The organism is Streptomyces sp. AMJ-169 (assembly GCF_055597585.1).
Window position 1 is genome coordinate 807,561 of sequence record NZ_JBVLTJ010000001.1, and the last position, 21,699, is coordinate 829,259.

16 protein-coding genes are annotated in these 21,699 nt (G+C 70.9%); 7 read left to right on the forward strand and 9 right to left on the reverse strand.

Annotation, left to right across the window (positions count from 1 at the left end; genetic code table 11):
* Positions 1 to 10: 10 nt before the first annotated feature.
* A complete protein-coding gene (locus ACYUD3_RS03415) occupies positions 11 to 439 on the reverse strand; it encodes a MarR family winged helix-turn-helix transcriptional regulator (protein ID WP_470963206.1) in 429 nt (142 codons plus the stop codon).
* Between the two features lie 216 nt (positions 440 to 655).
* Here ACYUD3_RS03415 and ACYUD3_RS03420 point away from each other — a divergent pair, with 216 nt between their 5' ends.
* The 4 genes from ACYUD3_RS03420 to ACYUD3_RS03435 are packed head-to-tail and all read left to right on the forward strand — an operon-like array spanning position 656 to position 4,464.
* Positions 656 to 1,573: an SDR family NAD(P)-dependent oxidoreductase gene (locus tag ACYUD3_RS03420; protein WP_470963209.1), complete on the forward strand. Its 918-nt coding sequence runs from the start codon at positions 656 to 658 to the stop codon at positions 1,571 to 1,573.
* Positions 1,574 to 2,452 carry an amidohydrolase family protein gene (locus tag ACYUD3_RS03425; RefSeq protein WP_470963212.1) on the forward strand — a complete coding sequence of 293 codons (879 nt, stop codon included), beginning with the start codon at positions 1,574 to 1,576 and terminating at the stop codon, positions 2,450 to 2,452. It begins immediately after the preceding gene.
* A gap of 29 nt (positions 2,453 to 2,481) precedes the next feature.
* Positions 2,482 to 3,981 (forward strand): acyl-CoA synthetase, encoded by a 1,500-nt coding sequence (locus ACYUD3_RS03430; protein WP_470963215.1) that lies wholly within the window; start codon positions 2,482 to 2,484, stop codon positions 3,979 to 3,981.
* Positions 3,982 to 4,008: 27 nt separating this feature from the next.
* Positions 4,009 to 4,464 carry a MaoC family dehydratase gene (locus ACYUD3_RS03435; protein ID WP_470963218.1) on the forward strand — a complete coding sequence of 152 codons (456 nt, stop codon included), beginning with the start codon at positions 4,009 to 4,011 and terminating at the stop codon, positions 4,462 to 4,464.
* Between the two features lie 74 nt (positions 4,465 to 4,538).
* Here ACYUD3_RS03435 and ACYUD3_RS03440 read toward each other — a convergent pair whose 3' ends face one another.
* The 8 genes from ACYUD3_RS03440 to ACYUD3_RS03475 all read right to left on the reverse strand — a co-directional run bounded on the left by ACYUD3_RS03440 (position 4,539) and on the right by ACYUD3_RS03475 (position 16,175).
* Positions 4,539 to 5,372 carry a PaaX family transcriptional regulator gene (locus ACYUD3_RS03440; RefSeq protein ID WP_470963221.1) on the reverse strand — a complete coding sequence of 278 codons (834 nt, stop codon included), beginning with the start codon at positions 5,370 to 5,372 and terminating at the stop codon, positions 4,539 to 4,541.
* A gap of 40 nt (positions 5,373 to 5,412) precedes the next feature.
* Positions 5,413 to 7,083 carry a PHP domain-containing protein gene (locus tag ACYUD3_RS03445; RefSeq protein WP_470963223.1) on the reverse strand — a complete coding sequence of 557 codons (1,671 nt, stop codon included), beginning with the start codon at positions 7,081 to 7,083 and terminating at the stop codon, positions 5,413 to 5,415.
* Positions 7,084 to 7,102: 19 nt separating this feature from the next.
* Positions 7,103 to 8,941 carry a LamG-like jellyroll fold domain-containing protein gene (locus ACYUD3_RS03450; protein WP_470963226.1) on the reverse strand — a complete coding sequence of 613 codons (1,839 nt, stop codon included), beginning with the start codon at positions 8,939 to 8,941 and terminating at the stop codon, positions 7,103 to 7,105.
* A gap of 114 nt (positions 8,942 to 9,055) precedes the next feature.
* Complete coding sequence (locus ACYUD3_RS03455; protein ID WP_470963947.1) at positions 9,056 to 11,980, reverse strand: glycoside hydrolase family 2 TIM barrel-domain containing protein; 2,925 nt, start codon at positions 11,978 to 11,980, stop codon at positions 9,056 to 9,058.
* A gap of 2 nt (positions 11,981 to 11,982) precedes the next feature.
* Positions 11,983 to 12,819 (reverse strand): carbohydrate ABC transporter permease, encoded by an 837-nt coding sequence (locus tag ACYUD3_RS03460; protein WP_470963229.1) that lies wholly within the window; start codon positions 12,817 to 12,819, stop codon positions 11,983 to 11,985.
* A gap of 12 nt (positions 12,820 to 12,831) precedes the next feature.
* On the reverse strand, positions 12,832 to 13,785 hold the full coding sequence (locus ACYUD3_RS03465) for a carbohydrate ABC transporter permease (RefSeq protein WP_470963232.1): 954 nt from the start codon (positions 13,783 to 13,785) through the stop codon (positions 12,832 to 12,834).
* Complete coding sequence (locus ACYUD3_RS03470; protein ID WP_470963235.1) at positions 13,785 to 15,071, reverse strand: ABC transporter substrate-binding protein; 1,287 nt, start codon at positions 15,069 to 15,071, stop codon at positions 13,785 to 13,787. The genes ACYUD3_RS03465 and ACYUD3_RS03470 overlap by 1 nt, the downstream gene beginning before the upstream one ends.
* Positions 15,072 to 15,155: 84 nt before the next feature.
* Complete coding sequence (locus ACYUD3_RS03475; RefSeq protein ID WP_470963950.1) at positions 15,156 to 16,175, reverse strand: carbohydrate kinase family protein; 1,020 nt, start codon at positions 16,173 to 16,175, stop codon at positions 15,156 to 15,158.
* Positions 16,176 to 16,366: 191 nt separating this feature from the next.
* Between ACYUD3_RS03475 and ACYUD3_RS03480 the strand changes: the two genes are divergently transcribed.
* The 3 genes from ACYUD3_RS03480 to ACYUD3_RS03490 all read left to right on the forward strand — a co-directional run bounded on the left by ACYUD3_RS03480 (position 16,367) and on the right by ACYUD3_RS03490 (position 21,600).
* Complete coding sequence (locus ACYUD3_RS03480) at positions 16,367 to 17,143, forward strand: DeoR/GlpR family DNA-binding transcription regulator (RefSeq protein WP_470963953.1); 777 nt, start codon at positions 16,367 to 16,369, stop codon at positions 17,141 to 17,143.
* Positions 17,140 to 18,480, forward strand: a complete 1,341-nt coding sequence (locus ACYUD3_RS03485; protein WP_470963238.1) for a 6-phospho-beta-glucosidase — start codon at positions 17,140 to 17,142, stop codon at positions 18,478 to 18,480. The genes ACYUD3_RS03480 and ACYUD3_RS03485 overlap by 4 nt, the downstream gene beginning before the upstream one ends.
* A 78-nt stretch (positions 18,481 to 18,558) precedes the next feature.
* Positions 18,559 to 21,600, forward strand: coding sequence for an alpha-mannosidase (locus tag ACYUD3_RS03490; protein ID WP_470963241.1), 3,042 nt, complete (start codon positions 18,559 to 18,561; stop codon positions 21,598 to 21,600).
* Positions 21,601 to 21,699 lie beyond the last annotated feature (99 nt).

A 21,699-nucleotide genomic window follows, 5' to 3' on the forward strand; every position in this document is an offset into this window, starting at 1 on the left:
CGCACAACATTCAGCCGAGTCCGTCCCCCGCGATCCGCAGCAGCAGCCCGTGCAGTGTGTCCCGCTCGGCCGGACTCAGCGGCGCCGTCAGCTCGTTGCTGACCCGCAGGCCCGCCTCGTCGGTGTCGCGCAGGAAGGCCCGGCCGGGGCCGGTCAGGACGACGATGCGGCTGCGGCGGTCCTCCGGGGAGGGCCGGCGCTCGGCGAACCCGAGCCGCTCCAGATCGTCGACCAGGCCGACGATCGCACTCGGGTCGTAGCCGAGCCGCGCGCTCAACTCCCGTTGCAGGGAGCCGTTCTCGGCACCTGCGAGATAGCGCAGCACCGCGTAGTGGCGCAGCCTTACGCCCGACTCCTGGAGGAAGGAGTTGAAGAACTGGCCGGAGCGCAGGCCCAGCCGGTACAGGAGGTAGCCCGTGTCGGCGTGCAGGCCGCGCATCCATGGCTCGTCCGCGTCGATCGGGGCGGCGTTCTGCGCTGTGCTCGTTGCTGGGTCGGGCCGGCTGGCGATGGCGGACTCCTCGGTCGCGGATGGCTGAACTCCGTACAGATTCCAGCATGGCCCAGCCGTAGGGCGACGACAACTATTGACGACAACAATTATTGCTCTTAACTTCGATCTCGCTCCCCTGCTCTCTGTGTGAAGGGACCCCCTGTGTCCAGCATCGATCTCACCGGCAAGGCCGCCGTCGTCACCGGCGCCGGCCGGGGCCTCGGCCTCGCCTACGCCCGCGCCCTCGCCGCGCACGGCGCGTCCGTCGTCGTCAACGACGTCGACGAGGAGGCCGCAGACCGGGCCGTGAAGACGATCACCGAGGACGGCGGCAAGGCCGTCGCCGAGGTCGTGCCCGTCGGCACCGCCGAGGCCGCCGACCGGCTCGTCGGACGCGCCGTCGAGGCCTTCGGGCGGCTCGACGCGCTGGTCACCAACGCCGGCATCCTGCGCGACAAGGTGCTGTGGAAGATGACCGACGACGACTTCGACGCCGTCGTCAGCACGCATCTGCGCGGTACGTTCACCTGCGCCCGCGCCGCCGCCGTGCGGATGCGCGAGCAGGGCGAGGGCGGTTCGCTGATCCTCGTCGGCTCGCCCGCCGGGCAGCGCGGGAACTTCGGGCAGACCAACTACGCGGCGGCCAAGGCGGGCATCGTCGGCTTCGCCCGGACCTGGTCGATGGAGCTGGCCCGGGCCGGGATCACCGTCAACGCGATCGTGCCCGTCGCCGCGACCGCGATGACCGAGACCATCCCCGCCTTCGCGCCCTACATCGAGGCGATGAAGCAGGGCGAGCCGCTGCCGGACTTCCTGCGCAAGGGCGAGGGCTTCGGCACGCCCGAGGACTGCGCGGCGATCGTCCCGTTCCTCGCCTCGGAGGCGGCGCGCGGGATCACCGGGCAGGCCATCGGCATCGGCGGCGACAAGGTGACCCTGTGGTCGCATCCGCAGGAGGTGCGCGCCGCGTACGCCGACGGCGGCTGGAGCCCGCAGACGCTGGCCGCCGCGTGGGCCACGTCGGTCGGCGCCGAGCCGCAGACGGTCGGCATCCCCGCGCCGAAGCTGCCGGAGGCGTGAATGGATCTTGACAAGCTGGTCGCCATCGACGTCCACACCCACGCCGAGGTCTCCTCCAAGGGCCACTCCTCCCTCGACGACGACCTCCACGACGCGTCCTCCGCCTATTTCAAGGTCGAGGGCAAGCGCAAGCCGACCTTGGAGGAGACGGCGGCCTACTACCGCGAGCGGAACATGGCCGCCGTGATCTTCACGGTCGACGCCGAGTCCGCGACCGGCACCGCGCCCGTCCCCAACGAGGAGGTCGCCGAGGCCGCCGCCGCCAACGCCGACGTCCTGATCCCCTTCGCCTCCATCGACCCCTTCCGGGGCCGCGCGGGCGTCAAGCAGGCCCGGCGGCTGGTCGAGGAGTACGGGGTCAAGGGGTTCAAGTTCCACCCCAGCGTCCAGGGCTTCTTCCCCAACGACCGCTCGGTCGCGTACGGCCTGTACGAGGTGATCGAGGAGACCGGCTGCGTCGCCCTCTTCCACACCGGGCAGACCGGCATCGGCGCGGGCGTGCCCGGCGGGGGCGGCATCCGGCTGAAGTACTCCAACCCGCTGCACGTCGACGACGTCTCCGCCGACTTCCCCGAACTGAAGATCATCCTGGCGCATCCGTCGTTCCCCTGGCAGGACGAGGCGCTCGCGGTCGCCACCCACAAGCCGGGCGTGCACATCGACCTCTCGGGCTGGTCGCCGAAGTACTTCCCGCCCCAACTGGTGCAGTACGCCAACACGTTGCTCAAGGACAAGGTCCTCTTCGGCTCCGACTTCCCCGTCCTCACCCCCGACCGCTGGCTCGCCGACTTCGCGAAACTCCCGGTCAAGGACGAGGTCCGGCCGAGAATCCTGAAGGACAACGCGGCCCGGCTGCTCGGGCTGACCCGTACGACCTGACGCCGACCACTTCCCAAGAGGGGCCGCAGATGCGCAACGAGGGACTGGGGTCGTGGCCCGCACGCCGGGCCCGCAAGACCCCGCACCGTACCGCTCTGATCCACGCCGGTACCGCCGTCACCTACGCGCTGCTCCACGACCGCGTCACCCGCCTCGCGCACGCCCTGCGCGCCCGGGGCATCCGGCGCGGCGACCGCGTCGCCTACCTCGGCCCGAACCACCCCTCCTACCTGGAGACCCTGTTCGCGGCCGGCACCCTCGGCGCGGTCTTCGTCCCGCTCAACACCCGCCTCGCGGGCCCCGAGATCGCCTACCAGCTCGCCGACTCCGGCGCCAAGGCGCTGATCTACGCCCCCGCGCACACCGGCCTGGTCGCGGGGCTGCCCGGCGACACCGACGTCCGCGTGTACGTCGAGGTCGGCGCCGAGTACGAACAGGCCCTGGCGCAGGCTCAGTTCGAGCCGGTCGACGAACCCGTAGGGCCCGACGACACCTGCGTCATCATGTACACCTCGGGCACGACGGGCCGTCCCAAGGGCGCCATGCTCACCCATGGCAACCTCATCTGGAACGCCCTCAACGTCCTCGTCGACACCGATCTCATCGCCGACGAACGCGCCCTGGTCTCCGCCCCGTTGTTCCACACGGCCGGGCTGAACATGCTGACGCTGCCGGTGCTGCTGAAGGGCGGCACGTGCGTCCTGGTCGAGTCCTTCGACCCCGACGCCACCTTCGACCTCGTGCGCGAGCACCGCATCACCTTCATGTTCGGCGTGCCCACCATGTTCGACCTGATGGCCCGTCACCCTCACTGGCCCGACGCCGACTTGTCGTCGCTGCGGCTGCTCACCTGCGGCGGCTCGCCCGTGCCGACCCCGCTCATCGCGGCCTACCAGGAGCGCGGGCTGACCTTCCTCCAGGGGTACGGGATGACCGAGGCGGCGCCCGGGACGCTCTTCCTCGACGCCGAACACGCGGTCAGCAAAGGGGGTTCGGCCGGGGTGCCGCACTTCTTCAGCGACGTCCGCGTGGTCCGGCCCGACCTCACCCCGGTCGGCCCCGGGGAGACGGGCGAGGTCGTCGTGCGCGGCCCGCACGTCATGCCCGGGTACTGGGGGCTGCCCGAGGAGAGCGCGGCCTCCTTCACCGACGGCTGGTTCCGCAGCGGGGACGCGGCGCGGGTCGACGAGGACGGGTACGTGTTCATCGTCGACCGGCTCAAGGACATGATCATCTCCGGTGGGGAGAACGTGTACCCGGCCGAGGTGGAGGACCTGCTGCTGGCCCACCCGGACGTCGCGGAGTGCGCGGTGATCGGGGTGGCCGACGAGAAGTGGGGCGAGGTGCCGCGCGCGGTCGTCGTCCCCCGCGAAGGGGCCGCTCTCGACCCCCAGGAACTGCTCGCCGGGCTCGCCGGGCGGCTCGCCAAGTACAAGATCCCGAAGTCGGTGGTGCTCGCGGACGAACTCCCGCGCACCGCCTCCGGGAAGCTGCTGAAGTCCCGGGTGCGCAAGCGCTACGGGAACTGATCAACTCTCTTGAGGAGCACGACAGTTATGGGCATCACCGTCAACGGGCTCGACGAACTCCGCAAGCTCGCCGGCACCGACCTTGGCGCGAGCGGGTGGCTGGAGATCACGCAGGAGCGCGTCAACACCTTCGCCGACGCGACCGGCGACCACCAGTGGATCCACGTCGACCCGGAGAAGGCCGCCGCCGGACCCTTCGGCGCCCCGATCGCGCACGGCTATCTCACCCTCTCCCTGTTCATCCCGCTCTACACCGAGCTGCTGGACGTCCAGGGCGTCACCACGAAGGTCAACTACGGGCTGAACAAGGTGCGTTTCCCCGCGCCGGTGACCGTCGGCTCGCGCATCCGGCTCGTCGCGCGGCTCGCGGAGGTCGAGGACATCGCGGGCGGGGTGCAGATCGTCGTGGACGGGACGATCGAGATCGAGGGCGGGGCGAAGCCGGCGGCGGCGTTGCAGAGTGTGGTGCGGTTCTACGCCTGAACCGGTTGATGGCGGGCCCCTCTGACCGGCGCGGCCGGCGGGGGCAGCGGGAGCAGTCGCCCTGGCCTAAGGGGTCAGCTCTCCCCGGCCGGCCTGACCGGCACCAGCTGGATCAGCCGGCCCGCCGCCTCCTCCGCCGCCGGCGTCAGGCGTTCGTGCACCCGCCGGAACGTCTTCTCCGCCGTGTCGGCCGGCCAGTCGGCCGGGAGGTGGCGGACCGGGAGGCGGGGGTCGCGGCGCACGACGTGCAGCCACTCCGTCTGGAGCAGCAGCCGGGTGGCCAACGCGTCGTCCGGGGGCGGGAGTTCACTCTCCCAGCGCCGCCAGCGGGAGCTGAACGCCGTGTAGCGGGCCGCGAGTCCGGACAGCTCCCAGGTCTCCTCCAGCATCGCCGGGATGTCCATGCCGGTGTCGGCGTGCGCGCGGAACACCTTCACCCGGTCGGCGAGACCGAGTTCGCCGACCAGCGCCGAGACGTCCACCTCGCCGGGCGCGATCCACAGCCCGCTGAACAGCGGACCGAACCCCGCCCACACCAACTTCGCGCGCAGGTCGTGCCGTTGGCGCTGCCAGGACTCCGGGAGGGAGAAACCGAGCAGCGTCCAGGTGCCGTCCCAGTGCCGGTTGACCGCGCCGGTGTGCCAGATCCTGCGCTCGCCGTCGCGCAGGACGGACTCCGAGTGCGAGGTGAGCCCGAAGTACATGCGCCGGCCTTCACGTTGGCGGCGCAGCAGGCCCCGGTTGACCATCCGGGTGAGCGTCGACCGCGTCGCCTGCTCGCCGACCCCGGCCCGCCCGAAGACGTCGATCACACTGCCCGAGTACACGCACACCCCGCGCCCCAGCACCTGATCGCCCAGGAAGGTGAGCATCAGGGACTGGGGGCGCGGGGACTCTTCCGTGGTCACCGGGCTACGGTACGCCCGGTGACCGGAAGGGGATCGACCCTCAGCTCACGACGTCCACGAACACCGGGTTCGCGTAGAACCACGTGTCCTTCCACGGGTCCCCGTCGCCCGGCGTGTGCGGGATCGGCCCGTGCGGGTCGACGGACGCGCCCAGGTAGCCGGTCCCGTTCCGCTTGCCGTCGCTGCCGCGCAGCCGCAGATAGAACGACTCGTCCTCCACCTGCACCGGGATCCGCAGCGTGTACGTGCCCTTGAGCCCGGAGACGTCCTTGGTGCGGACGACCTTCGTGTCCGGCGCGCGCCAGGTGTCGCGGTCGGTGACGGGGCCGCGTACGGCGCCCCGGATGACGTCGACGTGCGCCAACTGGGGCAGGACGCCGTGGGGGTTGGGGCGGGAGGCGGTGGTGACGGTGATTTCGAGGGTCAGCCGCTCGCCCTTGCGCACGCGCAGCCGGCCGCCGAGGGTGACGCCCCGGCCGTCGCCGTGCTGCCGCTTGAGGCGGACCTCAAGGCCGTCGATCAGGTGCCCGTGGTCCGCCCAGACCCGGCCCTCGCGCAGTCCCGTCATGACTGCGCGGTAGCCGTAGCGGGTCACGCCGACGTGGGTGCGGCTGAACTGGCCGGGCCAGAAGTCGCTGCCCGGCTGGGGAGTCGTGGTGTCGACCGGGTCGGGCAGCTTGCCGGTGTTGTCGAAGTTCCGCCCGGCCGGCCAGTCGCCGTTCTTCCACGTGTCGAAGACGACGCGGTGCGCGTCGGAGTTGCTGGTGACCGAGAACAGGCTGCCTTCGGCCAGCATCGAGTCCCAGAGCCCGCCGACGGTCGCGGTCGCCCAGTCGAAACCGCCGTACGTCAGATACGCCTCTTTCGGGTACCCCGCGTAGGAGTTGGCCGACGGAGCGTTCTCGTACTCGCCGCGGATCGAGTTGGCGCCCCGCCAGCCGGGGATCGCCGCGCCCTGGGCGCCGGGCGCGCCCTCCATGCCGATCATGATGTCGCGGGCGGCGTCGCGCCAGGCGCGCAGCTCGTGCGGGGAGTCGATGCCGAGCCGCAGCGGGTGGTTGGCGAGGACGAGGACGTCGTCGACGTATCCCGAACGGCGCTGCTCCGCCAGCCACTTGATGGCGTTGACGGCGTGCGCCTCGTTGCGGGCGGTGTTGGCGTTGTCCGGGGCGCCGTCGGTGTAGCCGAGGAGCTTGCCGTCGTAGGCGCTCTCGAACCGGGTCAGGACGTCGACCTCGTGGGGGCCGGGCGGGGTGAGCACCGTGCCGTGCTCGGCGGCCGGGATGTACCACTCCAGGCCCTGGAAGATCAGCTGGCGCGGGTTTTCTTTGCGGGCCTTCGCGATCTCGGCGTGCTCCAGCGGGGCGCCGTACTGGGCGTGGCCGAAGTTGGAGTGCTCGGTGAAGACCATCCAGTCCAGGCCGAACTCGGCTGCCTTGGCGGCGAGTTGGGAGAAGGTGTACTTCGCGTCGTGGCTGTACACGGAGTGCACGTGGTGGTCGCCGACGAGGTAGGCCAGGCGCGGGTCCTCGCCGCCGTGGCCGCGGCCCGGGGTGGCGGATGCGGGGGCGGCGAAGGCCGCGGGGACGGCGAACGCCGCCCCGAACAGGCCCGCGCTGCGCAGGAGTCCGCGTCTGGAGACGCCCTGCGGATCGAGTGCGGCGGGCGCGACGGCGGGGTCGGCCCAGGTGGGGAGCTGCTGCTCGGTCATCTCAAGTCTTCCTGGAAACTCAGTGGTTCATGAACGACGTGACGGGCAGCGCCCGTTCGGTGATCCGGACGTCCCCGAGGCGCGCGTGGAGGATCTGGTCGATCTTCCCGGCGTACTCGTAACCGCCCAGCAGCCAGGGGAGTCCGACCGAGGTGACGCCGGTCGAGACGGGCTTCGGGTTGCGCACGACCGGGCAGCCCTCGACGTACAGCGTCGTGTGCTTGCCGTCGTTGACGACCGCGACGTGCCACCAGGTCTCCAGAGGCGTCTGCTGGCCCCAGTTGGTGGCGATGCCCTCCTGGTTCAGCGGGCGCATCGCCCACTGCGGCTCGCGGTCGTTGGACAGCGACATGGTGGCCAGCGGCTCGTCCGGGTCGTCGCCGGTCTTGCCGGCCGCGCCGCCCGTGCCGGTGCGGCTGACGATGCCGGACCAGGCGTGGTGCGAGGGGTCCCAGTCGGCCGGGAGGCGGTAGAACGCCTCGATGGTGTAGCCGTCGCGCAGGGTGTTCTTGTTCAGCGGCGCCGAGTCCACCGTCTTCAAGTAGGCGCCCTTCAAAGGCGACTTGAAGCCCTGGAACTCCAGGCTGCCGTGGCCGGGCTGGTCGGGGTGGTGGTCGGCGGACCAGCCGAGCGCGCCGCCGCCGACGCTCACCAGCGACAGGTCGTTGCCGTGCCCCGACAGGTCCCGCACGGTCCCGCCGGACACCGCCGCGTCGAACCGCCAGTACGCGACCGTGCCGCGCACCAGCATCTCCGAGACGGGCCGCGCCGCGCGCACCGGCGCCGGGTCGAAGCCCTCGAAGCGGGCCGCGAAGTCCAGGCCGATGCTGAACCGGTCGGCGTCACCGCCGAGTTCGACCTCCTGCCGCTCGAACTCGTTGAGCCCCTTCTTCGCCCGGCCGAGGATCCAGGGCGAGACCGTCTCGACGTCGATGACACCCCGGTCCAGGTCGAAGCGGTACAGCCGGATCATCGCCGCGCCGCCGAAGTACCGGTTCTGATAGTTCGTCAGGTGCAGGTGGACGTCGTTGCCCGCGCTGTTCTTGCGCACCGCGCGCCCGGCCGGCCAGTAGTGGCCGTTGAGGGTGAGGAAGATCTGGTCGTGGTCCTTGACCAGCTGGTCCCACAGCTGCTGCCCGTAGTCCGACAACTGGTCGTCCTGGACCACGAGTTCGTGCGTGGTGAGGATGACCGGCGTCTTCGGGTGCTTGGCCAGGACGTCCTTCGCCCACGCGTAGCCCTGGTCCGACAGCCGCCAGTCCAGCGCGAGGACCAGCCACTGCCGGCCGGCCGCCGTGAAGAGGTGGAAGGTGTTGTAGCCGTCCGGAGAGGCCCCGCCGTAGGAGGACTTGCCCGCGAACCGCTTCGGCCCGAACGTGTCCAGGTAGGCGGAGGCCCCGCGCTGGTCGGTCGTCGAGGACTTCACGTCGTGGTTGCCGGCCAGCACGCTGTAGCCGACGCCCTTGCGGTCGAGGAGGCCGAACGCCTCGCCGATCGCGGCGAACTCGGCGGCGGCCCCGTTCTGGGTGAGGTCGCCGAGGTGGGACAGGAAGACGATGTTCTCGTCCTTCCCGTGCTCCAGCAGGTACTTGAGGGACGCCTCCACGGGCGTCTTGTCGATGCTGGGCCCGTCGAAGAGGTACTGGGTGTCGGGCATCACCGCGAGGGTGAAGCGCCGGCTCTTGGTGTCGGGGTGCCAGCCGGCCTTGTGGGTGGCCGCCTCGGCGGTCGCCGTCGGCAGGGTCACGCCCGCGGTGGCGGCGGCGCCGAGCAGCGCCGTCGCCCGCAGGAAGCTACGCCGTCCGGCGCCCGCCTGGGGCGCCTCTTCGTCCGGCGTGTGGGCATGCGAAGTACACACGTGTGCTCCGTCGTACTCGGATTCGGAAGGTGTCTTGAAGGGGGATCTCCCGAGGCGCCTGAACCGCCCCGGAAGGTGGCTCCCGGAAGAAAGACACCTTCCGGAAACCGGGTGCTACAGAACGGCCAGGGTCCAGCTCCAGTGGTGGACACCCGGCCCGACCAGATAGCGGTCGAACGTGTCGGGCCCGCAGGACGCGGTCCCAAGTCCCCGGTGGGCCGCGTCGAGGTGCACGACGCACCCCGCGCGCGGGACCAGTTCGTCATGGTGCGCGACGGCCGTCAGGTCGTCGGCACCGTGCCGCGTGACGGACACCTGCCGGGGCTCGTCGAGGGTGACGGTGAGCCCGGTGGCGTCCGGCGCGGACAGCGTGAAGTGCCGTACGCCGTGCCGGCCGCCGCTCTCCTGCGGGCGCAGGTAGGGCGTGAACAGGGCGTCGACCGCGACCCGGTGGTGGCCGACCGGGGCGCCCGCCGCGCGGTCCGGGTAGGACTCCCAGGGGCCCTGTCCGAACCACTCCAGCAGATCGGGTCCCGGCGCCGTCTCGAAGACCGTGCCGACCCGCGCCACGTCGTGGAACTCCGCGGGCAGCTCGGCGCTCTCCTCGATCCGTACCCCGCCCGCGACCGGCGTGAGGACCTGCCGGTGCCGTACGACGGCGGCGCCCGGACCGGTGTACTCGGCGTCGACGACGACCCGCGCGCCGTCCCGCCGCACCGACACCAGCCGGCGCTCCAGCCGGTCCAGCCCCCACTTGCGCCAGCGCTCGGCGATCCCGCCCAGCTCGTCGTTGTCGGTGGGCGCCCGCCACAGCGACAGCACGGGCGGCGCCACCAGCAGCGGGTGGACGAGGAGCCCGTCGGCGTCGACTTCGACCGTCCCTTCGGAAGCCTCGGTGACAGCGCTGCCCTCGGCCTCCCGCAGCCGCACCTGCGGTGTGCAGATCTCCGTCCCCCGCGGCGCCCAGGGCGTGTCCTCGGCCGTCGTGACCCGCAGCGTCAGCCACGCCTCGCCGCCCTCCTCGGGCAGCTCGAACGGCATCGGCACGGCCGCGGAGGCGCCCGGCGCGAGCGGCGGCAGGCAGGCCGGGGCGAGGTAGGTGCCCTCGCCGGCGAGCGCGAGCCGCCATTCGCCGGTCAGCCAGTCCGTGCCGCGGAAGTGCTGCCGGCTGGTGACCGTCAGCCCGCCCGCCTCCGACAGCTCCAGCCGCAGCGGCGCCCCGATCTCGCGGTGCTCGTACATCACCGGCTTCGGGGTGCGGTCGGGGAAGACGACGCCGTCGGCGATGAACGCCCCGTCGTGGTCGGGTTCGCCGAAGTCACCGCCGTACGCCCAGCGGTGGCCGGCGCCGGCGACCCCGTCCTCGTACAGCCCGGCGCCCCCACGCCCGGCCGGTCGTCCGTCGCTCACACGCTGGAGGATCCCGTGGTCCCAGAACTCCCAGATGAACCCGCCCTGAAGTCCCGGAGTGGACTCGATGGCGGCCCAGTGGTCGGCCAGCGTGCCGTTGCTGTTGCCCATCGCGTGCGAGTACTCGCACTGGATGAGGGGCTTGGTCTGCTCGCCGGAGAGGGCGTGCGCGACGCAGTCCTCCAGCGGCGCGTACATCGGGCAGGCGATGTCGGAGGCGAGGTCGGCGCCCGCCCAGTCGAGCTTGGCCGCGCCCTCGTACTGGATGGGCCGGGTCGGGTCGTGCCGGCGCACCCAGCCGGCCGCCGCGTCGTGGTTGGCTCCGTAGTCCGACTCGTTGCCCAGCGACCAGATGATCACCGACGGGTGGTTCTTGTCCCGCAGCACCATCCGCGAGACCCGGTCCACGAACGCGTTCAGATAGCGCGGGTCGTCGGCGATCTCGTGGGCGTGGTCGTGCGACTCGATGTCCGCCTCGTCGACGACGTAGAACCCGAGTTCGTCGGCGAGGTCGTAGAAGGCGGGGTCGTTCGGGTAGTGCGAGGTGCGCACCGCGTTGAAGTTGAACCGCTTCAGCAGCGTCAGGTCGGCGCGCAGGTCGTCGTACGACACCGTGCGGCCGGTCAGCGGGTGGAAGTCGTGGCGGTTGACGCCCCGGATGTACACGCGCTCGCCGTTGACCAGCAGGTCGCGGCCGACGATCTCGACGTCGCGGAAGCCGACCCGGTGCCGGGAGACGTCCGCGAGGGAGCCGTCCGCGCGGTGCAGGCGGACCTCCAGGTCGTACAGGGCGGGGAGTTCGGCGCTCCAGGGCTGCACGCCGGGCAGGGCCGCGTTCAGGCGGACCTCGCCGAGGAAGTCGGAGACGCGGCCGTCCTCCTGGTTCAGCCGGTCCAGCTCGGCGTCCTGGGCGAGCTGGACGCCGTCGATGTCGCCGGTGACGTACCAGCCCTCGGGCAGCGGGCCCTCGGCGTGGCGGACCAGGCAGTCGACGCGCAGCGTGCCGTTCGCGGACGCGCGCACGCCGACGTCGGCGAGGTGCAGCGGATCGGTCGCGTGCAGCAGCACCGACCGGGTGATCCCGCCGTGCCACCACTGGTCCTGGTCCTCGATGTGCGAGGCGTCCGACCACTTGACGACCGTGAGCCGCACGACGGCCCGGCCGCCGGGGCGCACCAGGTCCGTCAGGTCGAACTCGGCGGCCAGGTGGGAGTCCTTGGAGACACCGACCGGACGGCCGTCGACGTGGACGAGAAGCACGCTCTCGGCGGCGCCCACCTGGAGCGTGATCCGCTTGCCGGTCCACTCCTCGGGGACGTCGACGACGCGTTCGTACACGCCCGTCGGGTTCGCGGCCGGGACGCCCGGGGGGACCTCGGGGAACGGCATGCGGATGTTGAGGTAGACCGGGAGGTCGTCGGTGTCCTGCATGGTCCACACGCCCGGCACGGTCTGCGAGGACCAGGTCTCGCCGAGCGGCGCCTCGGGGGCGGGCAGCAGCTGGAAGCGCCACTCGCCGTCCAGGGACACGGCGTTCTCGCGGCGGTCGACGGCGCTCATGGGCAGTCGCCCGAGGGAGGTCACCTCGGGCGACTGCCACGGACGCAGTCCGGACAACGGGTCGGACAAGGTCACTTGATGGCCCCCTTCGCGAGGTCGCCGATGATCTGACGGGCGCCGATCGCGAAGACGATCAGCAGCGGGACGAGGGCGAGGAGCGCGCCGGTCATGACCGTTCCGTAGTCGGTGGTGCCGTGGGTGCCGTTGAGCTGCGACAGCGCGACCTGGAGGGTGACGTTGTCGGGGTTGGTGAGGGCGATCAGCGGCCAGGCGTAGTCGTTCCACTGGCCCATGAAGGTGAAGATGCCGAGGAAGGCGAGGCCCGGCCGGACCACCGGGAGGGCCACGTGCCAGTACTGGCGCAGGAAGTTCGCCCCGTCGATCCGGGAGGCGTCGAGGAGTTCGTCGTGGATGGCGCCCTGCATGTACTGGCGCATCCAGAAGATGCCGAAGGCGTTCGCGGCGGCCGGCACGATCAGCGACGTCATCGAACCGATCCAGCCGAGCTTCGCCATGATGACGAACTGGGGGATCGCCGACAGCTGCGCCGGCACCATGAAGATGACCATCATCATGGCGAACAGCAGCTTGCGGCCCGGGAAGTGGAACTTCGCGAACACGAACGCGGCCAGCGAGTCGAAGAACAGCACGAGGAACGTGACGCTGACCGCGACCAGCAGCGAGTTCCACATCGACCCGAAGAAGTCGATCGCCTTGAAGAGGTTGCGGACGTTCTCCAGGAAGTGCGTGCCCGGCAGCAGCTTCGGCGGATAGGAGAAGATCTCGGAGGAGGTGTGGGTCGACATGATGACGGCCCAGTAGAACGGGAACGCCGACAGCAGCAGCCCGATGACCAGTACGGCGTGCAGCGCGATCCCGCGCCTGCGGGAGCCCTTGATGGATGTCATGGCGCGTGGCTCCTAGTCTTCGCCCCGGCGCTGCACCAGACGCCAGTTGACGATCGAGAAGAGGATGACGACGAGGAAGATGCCCCACGCCACGGCGGCGCCGTAGCCGAAGTCGTTGTTGTCGAAGGTCTGCTGGAAGAAGTACAGGACCATCGTCTGGCCCGCGTGCCCCGGACCGCCCGCGTACGTCGAGTCGTTGGCCGTGGACTGGAGCAGCACCTGCGGCTCGGAGAAGGACTGAAGGCCCGTGACCGTCGAGACGACCAGCACGAACAGCAGCACCGGCCGCATCATCGGCAGCGTGATCCGGAAGAACGTCTGGAACGGGTTCGCCCCGTCCATCCGCGCCGCCTCGTACAGCTCGCCCGGGATCGTCTGGAGCCCGGCCAGGAAGATGATCGCGTTGTAGCCCGTCCACTGCCAGGTCATCAGCGTCGCGATGGCGATCTTGATGCCCCACGGTGTGTTCAGCCACGCCACCTGATCGAGCCCGACCGCCTGCAACAGGGCGTTCATCAGGCCGAAGTTGGTGGAGAACACCGAACCGAAGATGATCGCGATGGCGACCACCGACGTCACGTTCGGCAGGAAGTAGGCGAACCGGTAGATGTTCTTGAACCGCACGGCCGAGTTCAGCATCACGGCCGTGACCATCGCCAGGAAGATCATCGGGAAGGTCGCGAGCGCCCAGATGATGATCGTGGTCCCGATGGAGTGCCAGAAGTCCGTGTCCCCCAGCAGATAGCGGTACTGCGCGAGCCCCGCCCACTCCATCTTGCCGAGCCCGTCCCAGCGGTGGAACGAGACGTACAGCGAGAACCCGACCGGGATCAGCCCGAAGCACAGGAACAGCAGATAGAACGGGGAGATCGCGGCGTACAGGTGCCAGTACTTGCGCCAGCCCGTGCGCGGCCGGCTGACCGCCGCCGTGTCGAGGACGGGCGGCTTGTCCAGGGTGGTGGCCATCAGTAGCTCACCCCCAGGTGTCCCGCGATCCGGCGGCACTTGCTCATGGCGTCCTTCCATGCCTGCTCGGGGTTCTTGCCGAGGACGCCGACATTCTTGATCTCGTCCTTCAGCGGCTGGCCCAGCGCGACGTCGTACGGGCTGTTGTAGGCGACCGGGATCTTCCGCGCGGCCGGACCGAAGACGTCCATGGTCACCTGCCCGCCGAAGAACGGATCGGGCTCGGTGAGCTTCTTCATGCCGTACGACGCCGGGGTCGACGGGAACAGGCCCGCGTCCACGAACCCCTGCGCCTGGTTGTCGGCGTTCAGCAGCCAGGAGATGATCTCGAACGCCTTCTCCGGCTCCCGGCACTCCTTGGTGATCGCCAGGAACGAGCCGCCGATGTTCGAGGGCCCGCCCGGACAGTCGGCCACCCGCCACTTGCCGGACGTCTTCGGCACGCCCTGCTTGAGGTCGCTGCTCGCCCAGGACGCGTTCAGGTTGGAGGGCAGCTTGCCGTCCTCCTGCGCCGACAGGGCGTCCGGGGTGCCGCTGACGATGCTGGAGACGATCCCGCGCTTCTTCGCCTGGACGGCCAGCGCCCACGCGGTACGGACGTGGTCCTCGTCACCGATGAAGTGACGGTTCTTGTCGACGTACTGCTTGGTGCCCTGGTTCATCGCCATGGTGAACACGCTGGTGATGTCGGTCAGCAGGAAGGTGCCGGGGAGGCGCTTCTTCAGCTGCTCGCCGGCCGTGAAGAACTGCTCCCAGGTCGCGATCTCCCTGGAGACGTCCGCCGGTTCGTGGGGCAGGCCCGCCTTCTCGAAGACGGCCGGCTGGTAGTAGTGGGCGACCGGTCCGCAGTCGATGGGGAAACCGACCATCCGCCCGTCGTCGGCGATGCCCTGGTCCCACTTCCAGGACAGGTACTGGCTCTTCAGTTTGTCCGCGCCGAGGGTCCGCAGATCCACGAACTGGTCCGCGTTGGGCAGGTAGGACGCCATGTCCTCGCCCTTGAGGCCCGCGATGTCGGGGATGTGGGCCTTGCCGGCCATGGTGGTGATCAGCTTCGAGCGGTAGTAGCCGCCGATCTGGATCGCCTTGAGGTCGACCGCGGGGCCGTACCGCTTCTTGGCGTTCTTCACGACCGTGTCGCTCAGGCCGCCGTTCCAGTACCACAGGACCATGTTGCGGCCGGTCGAGCCGGCCGGTACGCCGCAGCCGGTCGCCAGGCCGCCCAGCGCACCGGCGGCCCCGGTGGCCAGGCCCGCGCGAAGCAGGCCCCTTCGTGAGAGCCGCACAGCTCTCACCGCCTTTCGGATCTGTTCTGGACTACTCGTGGAGCTTCGGAAGGTGTGGGGGAGTTCTCGAAACAGGTGGGGTCTTTAAGGCAGCCGCGCCGGCGGGGTCACCGGGGCGTGGCGCACCGGCGGGCCCGGATCGGCGGGCAGACGGTCCGTCAGAAAGCCGTAGGAGCGCCGCAGTTCGGGGTCGGTGACCGACTTCCACCACTGGTCGACGCCGTACCAGCCGGGCGCCGCGAGTGCCCCGCCGTGATGCTGGACCGACAGCCCGGCGGACAGCACCGCGAACTTCAGCCGCTCTTCCAGAGGCCAGCCGCCGAGCGAGGCGGCGACGAAGCTCGCGCCGAAGACGTCACCGGCGCCGGTCGCGTCCACCACGTCCACCGGCAGCGCCGGGACCTCGGCGTACTCGCCGGTCGTCTGGTCCACCGCGAGCGCCCCGTCGCCGCCGCGCGTGACGACCGCCACGGGCACCAGCTCGGCGAGCGTGCCGAGCGCCGCGACCGCGCTGTCGGTACGGGTGTACGCCATCGCCTCGCCCTCGTTGGGCAGGAAGGCGTGGCACAGGGCCAGCTGGTCGAGGAGTTCGCGCGACCACTGCTGGGTGGGGTCCCAGCCGACGTCGGCGTAGACGTGGGTGCCGTTCGCGGCGGCCTTGGAGATCCAGGCCCGCGGCTCGGCCTCCAGATGCACCAGCGCCGTACGCGCGTTTGGCGCCCCGTCCATGAGCGCGTCCTGCGAGTACGGCGGTTCCTGGCCGTGGGTGACCAGTGCCCGGTCGCCGCCGTGGGCGAGGGCCACGGTGACCGGGGTGGGCCAGTTCCCGGCGGTCCGGGAGAGCGAGAGGTCGACGCCCTCCTGGCCCGCGATGACCTCGTGGCACCAGGCGCCGTAGAAGTCGTCGCCGAAGACGGTCGCGAGGGAGGTCCGCAGGCCGAAGCGGGCGGTGGCTACCGCGAGGTTCGCGATACCGCCGGGGCCGCAGCCCATGCCGGCCGTCCAGACCTCCTCGCCCGGCGTCGGGGGCTTGCCGAGGCCGGTGAGGACGAGGTCGTAGAAGAGCAGGCCGGTCAGCAGTACGTCGGGCCGGTCGTCGTCCACGTCCACGGCGGGGTCCTCTCGGTCGGGGGTGCGGGGGCGCCCGGTTCACCGCGCGTTCACGTTCGGGGGGCGCCACTCGTCAAAACTCTTCACCCGGTGACCGGAATCGTGCGCTCCCGGGTGAGATCTGGTCAATACCCGAGCAGAAGTAAGCATGGATTTGATTGAAGATGACGAGTAGTGTTCACGCCGTGCTGGCAGAACGACGACATCAACTCATCCTGCGGGCCCTGCGCTCCGGAGGCGCGGCCACCGTGACCGACCTCTCCGAACAGCTCGGCGTGAGCCCGGCCACCGTCCGGCGCGACCTGGTCAAGCTGGAGGAGGACGGGCTGCTCACCCGCGTCCACGGCGGCGCGCTCGTCGAGGAGGGCGACCAGCCCTTCGCGGAGGTCGCCGAGGTCAGAGTGGCCGAGAAGGACGCCATCGCCGCGCGCGCCGCCGCCATGGTCGCCGACGGCCAGTCGGTGCTCCTCGACATCGGCACCACCGCCTTCCGCCTCGCCCGTCAGCTGCACGGCCGCCGGCTCACCGTGATCACCAGCAACCTGGTGGTCTACGAGGAGCTGGCCGACGACGAGGGGATAGAGCTGGTGCTGCTCGGCGGCATGCTGCGGCGCGAGTACCGCTCGCTGGTCGGCTTCCTCACCGAGGACAACCTGCGCCAGCTGCACGCCGACTGGCTCTTCCTCGGCACCAGCGGGGTACGCCCCGGCGGCCAGGTCATGGACACGACCGTCGTCGAGGTGCCGGTCAAGCGGGCCATGATCTCGGCGAGCGACAAGGTCGTGCTCCTCGCCGACCGGGCGAAGTTCCCCGGCACGGGCATGGCGAAGGTCTGTGGTCCCGAGGACCTGGACGTGGTGGTGACGAACGGGCCGGTCGACGCGGCGACCCGGTCCTCCCTGGAGGAGGCCGGCGTCGAGGTGGTCGTGGCGGGAAACACGGCAGGAAAGGGACAGACGTGAGACTGACGATTCTGGGCGGCGGAGGCTTCCGCGTACCCCTGGTGTACGGGGCGCTGCTGACGGACCGCGCCGAGGGCCGGGTCACCGAGGTCGTCCTGCACGACCTCGACGCCGGCCGGCTGCGGGCCGTCGTACGCGTGCTCGCCGAGCAGGCCGTGGGCTACGAGGACGCGCCGACCGTGCGCGCCACCACCGACCTCGACGAGGCGCTGCGCGGCGCCGACTTCATCTTCTCCGCGATCCGCGTCGGCGGGCTCGCGGGCCGGGCCAACGACGAAGCCGTCGCGCTCGCCGAGGACGTCCTCGGCCAGGAGACCGTCGGCGCCGGCGGGATCGCCTACGGGCTGCGCACGGTCCCCGTCGCCACCGACATCGCCCGCCGCGTCGCCCGCCTCGCCCCCGAGGCCTGGGTCATCAACTTCACCAACCCGGCGGGCCTGGTCACCGAGGCCATGTCCCGCCACCTCGGCGACCGCGTCATCGGCATCTGCGACTCCCCCGTCGGCCTCGGCCGCCGCATCGCCAAGGTGCTCGGCGCGGCCAGGCCGGGCGAGGCGTACATCGACTACGTCGGCCTCAACCACCTCGGCTGGGTCCGCGGCCTGAAGATCGCCGGCCGCGACGAACTGCCCCGGCTGCTCGCCGACCCCGCCCTGCTCGGCTCCTTCGAGGAGGGCAGGCTCTTCGGCCCCGAGTGGCTCCAGTCGCTGGGCGCGATCCCCAACGAGTACCTGCACTACTACTACTTCAACCGCGAGGCCGTGCGCGCCTACCAGCAGGCCGAGAAGACCCGCGGCGCCTTCCTCCACGACCAGCAGGCCCGCTTCTACGACGAGGTCGGCGACCCCACGACCCCCGCCCTGGACGCCTGGCACCGCACCCGTGCCGAGCGCGAGGCCACCTACATGGCCGAGAACCGCGAGGCGGCCGGCGCCGGCGAGCGCGAGGAGGAGGACCTCTCCGGCGGCTACGAGAAGGTCGCCCTCGCCCTGATGCGGGCCATCGCCCGCGACGAGCGCACGACGCTGATCCTCAACGTCCGCAACCGCTACACCCTGTCCGTGCTCGACACCGAGGCCGTCATCGAGGTGCCCTGCCTCGTCGACGCCAACGGCGCCCACCCGATCTCCGTCGCCCCGCTGCCCGGCCACGCCGTCGGCCTGGTCAGCGCGGTCAAGGCGGTCGAGCGGGAGGTCCTGGCCGCCGCCGAGTCCGGTGCGAAGGCAACGGCCGTCAAGGCGTTCGCGCTGCACCCGCTGGTCGACTCCGTGAACGTCGCCCGCCGCCTCGTCGAGGGGTACACGTCCGTCCACCCCGGCCTGGAGTACCTCAAGTAAGCTCCCGGTGGAAAGCGCTTTCCCCACGGGCTCTGCCCTCTCCTCCTCTCCCGGTATCCCTTCTCTGGAGACCCTGTCATGCACGACGAACGCCGTCGGATCGAAGAGCGCGTAGAGCGCCTCCACACCCAGCGCATCAAGCCCGCCGTCTACGCGGCGACCGTCCCCTTCGAGGTCGCGGCCTGGCAGGCACCGGGCGAGCCGGTGTCCTTCGAGGAGGCCGCCGCCGCGCCGTTCGCGCCGTTCGCGATGGGCACCCCGTGGGGCCCGCCGTGGGGCACCACCTGGTTCCGGATGAGCGCCGCCGTCCCCGCCGAGTGGGCCGGGCGCCGCGTCGAGTCCGTCATCGACCTCGGCTTCGTCGGCGACTGGCCCGGCAACCAGGCTGAGGCCCTCGTCCACACCGCCGACGGCACCCCGCTGAAGGCCGTCAACCCGCTCAACCAGTACGTCCCCGTCGCCCACCCGGCGGCCGGCGGCGAGCGGATCGACTACCTCGTCGAGGCCGCCTCCAACCCCGACATCCTCGCCGACAACTTCTCCAGGACGACCCCCCTCGGCGACATCCTCACCGCCGGCGACCAGCCGCTCTACACCTTCCGCGCCGCCGACCTCGCCGTCCTCGACGAGGAGGTCTGGCACCTCGACCTCGACGTGCAGGTCCTGCGCGAGCTGATGGTCGAACTCGGCGAGCACGAGCCGCGCCGGCACGAGATCATGCACGCCCTCGACCGCGCCATGGACGCCCTCGACCTGGACGACGTCTCCGGTTCGGCGGCTGCGGTGCGCGCGATCCTGAAGCCGGTCCTGGAGAAGCCGGCCAACGCCTCGGCGCACATCATCTCGGGCGTCGGCCACGCCCACATCGACTCCGCCTGGCTCTGGCCGATCCGCGAGACCAAGCGCAAGACGTCCCGCACCTTCTCCAACGTGACGTCGCTGGCCGACGAGTACGAGGAGTTCGTCTTCGCCTGCTCCCAGGCCCAGCAGTACGAATGGGTCCGCGACAACTACCCCAAGGTGTGGGCGCGCATCCAGGAGTCCGTGAAGAAGGGCCAGTGGGCGCCGGTCGGCGGCATGTGGGTCGAGGCCGACGGCAACCTGCCCGGCGGCGAGGCCGTCGCCCGCCAGCTCATCCACGGCAAGCGCTTCTTCATCGAGCACTTCGGCATCGAGACCAAGGGCGTCTGGCTCCCCGACTCCTTCGGCTACACCGCCGCCTACCCGCAGCTCGCCAAGCTGGCCGGCAACGAGTGGTTCCTCACCCAGAAGATCTCCTGGAACCAGACCAACACCTTCCCCCACCACACCTTCTGGTGGGAGGGCATCGACGGCACCCGCATCTTCACCCACTTCCCGCCCGTCGACACCTACAACGCCCGCTTCAGCGGCGAGGAGATGTCCCGCGCGGTCCGCCAGTACCGCGAGAAGGGCCAGGCCAACCGCTCGCTCGCGCCCTTCGGCTGGGGCGACGGCGGCGGCGGCCCCACCCGCGAGATCATGGAGCGCGCCCGGCGCCTGCGTGACCTGGAGGGCTCGGCCAAGGTCGAGATCGAGCACCCCGACGAGTTCTTCGCCAAGGCCCGCGCCGAGTACCCCGACGCCCCCGTCTGGGTCGGCGAGCTCTACCTGGAGCTGCACCGCGCCACCTACACCTCCCAGGCCCGCACCAAGCAGGGCAACCGGCGCAGCGAGCACAAGCTGCGCGAGGCGGAGCTGTGGGCGACGACGGCCGCGCTGCACGCGCCGGAGTACACCTACCCGGCCGAGAAGCTCGACCGCCTGTGGAAGACGGTCCTGCTGCACCAGTTCCACGACATCCTGCCCGGCTCCTCCATCGCCTGGGTGCACCGCGAGGCCGAGGCCGAATACGCCCGCGTGGCAACGGAGTTGGAGGAGCTGACCGCCGAGGCGATCGCCGCGCTCGGCTCCGGCGGCCTGCGCGTCTTCAACACCAGCCCCTACGACCGCGCCGAGGTCGTCCGCACCCCCGAGGGCCCCGCCTACGTCGAGGTCCCCGCCAACGGCAGCGCCCCGCTCACGGACGCCCAGCCGCCGCAGCCGGTCACGACCGAGGGCCTGACCCTCGACAACGGCCTGATCCGCGTGGTCATTTCGCAGAACGGCACCCTGGAGTCGGTCTACGACCTGCGCGCCGGCCGCGAGGTCCTCGCCGAGCCCGGCAACCTGCTGCGCCTGCACACCGACCTGCCCAACTACTGGGACGCCTGGGACATCGACAAGCACTACAAGAACCGCTACACCGACCTGCTGGACGCGGACTCGGTGACGGTCGTCGAGGCGGACCCGCTGATCGGCGCCGTGCGCGTCGAGCGGTCCTTCGGCAAGGGCTCGAAGATCGTCCAGACGGTCACCGTCCGCGCGGGCAGCCCCCGCATCGACATCGAGACCGACATCGACTGGCACGAGGCGGAGAAGATCCTCAAGGCCGCGTTCCCGGTCGACATCCGCGCCCCGCACTCCTCCGCCGAGATCGCCTACGGCCACATCCAGCGCCCCACCCACACCAACACCAGCTGGGAGGCGGCCCGCTTCGAGGTCTCGGGCCACCGCTGGGTGCACATCGGCGAACCGGGCTACGGCGTGGCGGTGCTGAACGACTCGACCTACGGCCACGACGTCTCCCGCACGGTCCGCGAGGACGGCGGCACGACCACCACGGTCCGGCTCAGCCTCGTGCGCGCCCCGCGCATCCCCGACCCCGGGGCCGACCAGGGCCGGCACACCTTCGTCTACTCCCTGCTGCCCGGCGCGAGCATCGCGGACGCCGTCGCGGAGGGGTACTCGCTCAACCTGCCGCTGCGGCTCGCCGATTCGGCGGGCACCGAGGCGCCGGTCGTCTCGGCCGACGGCGACGGCGTGACCGTCGAGGCCGTGAAGTTCGCGGACGACAGCTCCGGGGACCTCGTGGTCCGGCTCTACGAGTCGAGCGGCGGCCGCGCGGTGGGCGGCCTGCGCACGTCGGTCCCGCTGGCGGGCGCGCAGATCACGGATCTGCTCGAACGGCCGCTGGAGGATGTGGAGTTGACGGGGGACGGGGCGGTGCCGGTGGAGCTGCGGCCGTTCCAGATCCTGACGCTGCGGTTGCGGCGGGCGTAAGTGCGTTGAAGGGGGCGGGCGTTCGGGAGGACGCCCGCTCTCTGGAGGGACGGGCGCTTACGGTGCTCGTCTGTTGTGAGGGGCGGGCGCGTGAGAGTG